Origin of the sequence: Nostoc sp. NMS4, from assembly GCF_017115095.1 — a bacterium.
Lineage (GTDB): Bacteria > Cyanobacteriota > Cyanobacteriia > Cyanobacteriales > Nostocaceae > Nostoc.
The window spans coordinates 1-3506 of sequence record NZ_JABXKI010000327.1; the positions used below are offsets into that span (position 1 = coordinate 1).

A 3506-nucleotide genomic window follows, 5' to 3' on the forward strand; every position below is an offset into this window, starting at 1 on the left:
CTACTGTGTACACACAAGTCGAATTACCCCCCTTAATCCCCCCTTATAAAGGGGGGAAAATCTAGTTCCCTCCCCTTTGCAAGGGGAGGGTTAGGGTGGGGTAAAACTTCGGTTAATCACTATTTCAGACTTGTGTGTACACCGTAGCCTTTATAAGGAGAGGGATTGAGGGTGAGGTAAACCAGGGACATAAAATTGTATATTATTTAATTCTTATTCCTAAGAGACTTTACCAAATCCACCACCGCCAGGAGTTTCTATTACAAAAATATCTCCATTTTTCATCTGTACTGTTGCTGTGCTACCTAAATTTTCTTCAATTCCATTCTGACGTTGTATCCAGTTGCGCCCTACTTTTCCTGCTTCTCCACCATTTAATCCAAAGGGAGGAACAAGCCGATGACTTGAGAGAATATTAGCTGTCATCGGTTCAAGAAATCGAATGCGGCGGACGACTCCATTACCACCTGAATATTTTCCTTTGCCACCGCTATCGGGACGAAGACTAAAGCTTTCTAAAAGTACAGGATAACGGGTTTCTAAAACTTCTGGATCGGTCAGGCGGGAGTTAGTCATGTGAGAATGAACACCATCAGTGCCATCAAAATTAATTCCTGCGCCAGAGCCGCCGCAGATAGTTTCATAATATTGATATTGCTCGTTACCAAAAGTAAAATTATTCATCGTTCCTTGAGAAGCAGCCATAACACCCAAAGCACCATATAAAGCATCGACAATGGTTTGAGAGGTTTCGACATTACCTGCGACTACGGCGGCTGGATAGGTTGGGTTAAGCATACAGCCAACCGGGATAATAATTTCTAGAGGATTAAGACACCCGGCATTGAGAGGAATATTATCATCAACTAAAGTACGGAAGACATATAAGACTGCTGCTTGAGTTACAGCTTTAGGAGCATTAAAATTACTATTTAGTTGTAGAGAAGTGCCAGTAAAATCAATGGTAGCACTGCGGTTTTCTGGGTGAATGGTTACTTTTACTTTAATTTGTGCGTCATTATCCATTTTATAAGTAAATGAGCCATCTTTGAGAACTGCGATCGCACGCCGAACAGACTCCTCAGCATTAGCTTGCACAAATGTCATATAAGCTTGAACGGTATCGAGCTTGTATTGTGAAACCATTTTACAAAGTTCTTGAAGTCCTCGTTCATTTGCAGCAATTTGGGCTTTGAAATCGGCTATATTTTGGTCAGGGTTACGAGCAGGATAAGTATGATTTGCAAGGTGTTTTCTGACTGCGGTTTCTCGAAAATCTCCCTCTTCAACTAAAAGAAAATTATCAAAAAGAATTCCTTCCTCTTCTACTGTGTTACTGTGTGGAGGCATTGAACCGGGAGTAATGCCACCAATATCTGCTTGGTGTCCGCGAGAAGCAACGAAAAAGATGGGCATTGGGCATGGATTATTGTCACTACTTTCTAAAAATACAGGGGTAATTGCAGTGACATCAGGAAGATGTGTGCCGCCGTTATATGGGTTGTTAGATAGATAGACATTTCCTGGTTTTAGGGTGTAGCCTTTATCGTTAATTAAACTGCGGACACTTTCACTCATTGAGCCTAAATGTACAGGAATATGGGGAGCATTTGCTACTAATAATCCCGATGAGTCAAAAATAGCGCAGGAGAAATCTAGCCTTTCTTTGATATTCACAGATGTTGCCGTGTTTTGCAGCACAATTCCCATTTGTTCAGCGATAAATTGATAGAGATTTTTGAAGATTTCTAAACGGACGGGATCGGGTTTAGCTGTTGTGTACATATTTGACTCCTATTATTTGCTAAGATTATCTACTAAAGTGATTAAAGTAGTTCAATGAAGATTCGGTCTGCTACACCTGATGATGTACTACTAATTTATTCCTTCATCCGAAAAAAGTCTGAGTTTGATAGAGAAATTGGTGCTTATTCTGGTGTACTTCAAGTTACTAAAGATAAGATACGTAAAACAATTTTTGGAACAGTGCCTTTCTCTTACGTTTTATTTGCAGAAAACTCAGAGCGTGTAGTTGGGTTTGCTTTATATGGATTTAGATACTCATCTTTTGCAGGTCAACCGAGTCTCTGGCTTGATGATTTGTATGTAGATGAAGATATGAGAAGTCAGGGAGCAGGAGCCGCATTAATGAGTTATTTAGCTCAAGTTGCGAAAGACAATGACTGTACTCATTTGGGTTGGAATGCTGATGCTCGCAACACTCGCGGACTTAGTTTTTATGATAGAATAGCTGCAAAAATTACGGAGCAGAAAGGTAATCGCTGTTTTTTAACCTGGACACCACAAATACTTACAGTATAAGTAGTTTATAGACGCTGCAAAATTAAGTGATTATCCTCAGTTAATCTCGCTTGCCAGTTAGGTTCAACGACAATTGTGCTAATTTTTTCTATAATAATTCCAGGTCCATTAATACTATCTTCTGGTTGTAAATCTTCCCGCCGATAAACAGGAGTATCATACCATTTATCAGCAGTAAACATCCTTACTATCTCTACGGCTTCGGGGGCTTCAATTATAGAACGGGTACGAATAATTAAAGGTTCTTCGGGAGTCTCCATTTTCTGAATTACTTCTACTGAGGCTGATTCAACAATTAAAGTTTTCTCTAATTGAATGAAACCATAACGTGATTTATGTTCATCTTCAAATTCTTGCCGCATCAATACCATATCATCGGCAAAGTTAACGGTTAAAGTAGAGTTAGTTCCTTCATATTTTAAGTTTACTTTTTGGACTATTTCTGTTTGAGCGTCATTTATTTCACTTGTAGCTTGAGTTTCTAAATGTTCCATTAACTGATGTAATTTAGGGATTAATGCTTGACTTAAAGGCTGTTCTACTCCCCCTTCTCTAATTGCCCTGATATCAGCTAATCCCATTCCGTAAGCAGAGAGAACGCCAGCATAAGGATGTAGAAATATCTTTTTCATTCCCAAAGTATCGGCAATTAAACAAGCAACTTGGCCACCTGCGCCGCCAAAGCAACAAAGCACATATTGACTGACATCATAACCGCGTTGTAGACTGATTTTTTTAATTGCATTCGCCATATTTTCCACTGCGATCGCAATAAATCCAGCAGCTACTTGTTCGGGAGTACAATCATTTAATGTAGCGGCTTGAATGTCTTGGGTTAATTGTGTAAATTTTTGAATAACAATATCTTTATCTAAAGGTAAATTTCCATCAATGCCAAAAACTGAGGGAAAATATTGTGGGTGAATTTTACCTAACATCACATTGGCATCAGTTACCGCTAATGGCCCGCCACGTCGATAACAAGCAGGCCCAGGATTTGAACCAGCAGATTTAGGGCCGACACGATAACTAGAACCATCAAAAAACAGAACTGAACCACCACCAGCAGCAATGGTATTAATTGCTAATACAGGAACTCGCATCCGGGCCCCAGCAATTTCTGAGTCTAGTTGTCGTTCATACTCTCCTTTAAAGTGGGCAACATCTGTACTTGTCCCTCCCAT

3 protein-coding genes are annotated in these 3506 nt (G+C 39.8%); 1 reads left to right on the forward strand and 2 read right to left on the reverse strand.

The genetic code is table 11. The annotated features are described in order from the left end of the window. Nucleotides 1-219: 219 nt before the first annotated feature. The gene (locus HWQ37_RS29490) at nucleotides 220-1785 is read right to left on the reverse strand and encodes a hydantoinase B/oxoprolinase family protein (protein ID WP_292753955.1); all 1566 of its coding nucleotides are present in this window, start codon (nucleotides 1783-1785) and stop codon (nucleotides 220-222) included. A 54-nt stretch (nucleotides 1786-1839) separates the two neighbouring features. Between HWQ37_RS29490 and HWQ37_RS29495 the strand changes: the two genes are divergently transcribed. After that, entirely contained in the window at nucleotides 1840-2322 is a 483-nt protein-coding gene (locus HWQ37_RS29495) for a GNAT family N-acetyltransferase (protein WP_292753956.1), read from the forward strand. A gap of 5 nt (nucleotides 2323-2327) precedes the next feature. On the opposite strand, the gene HWQ37_RS29500 is transcribed toward HWQ37_RS29495, so the two are convergent. After that, on the reverse strand, nucleotides 2328-3506 hold a 1179-nt coding region (locus tag HWQ37_RS29500), incomplete at its 5' end, for a hydantoinase/oxoprolinase family protein (protein ID WP_292753957.1).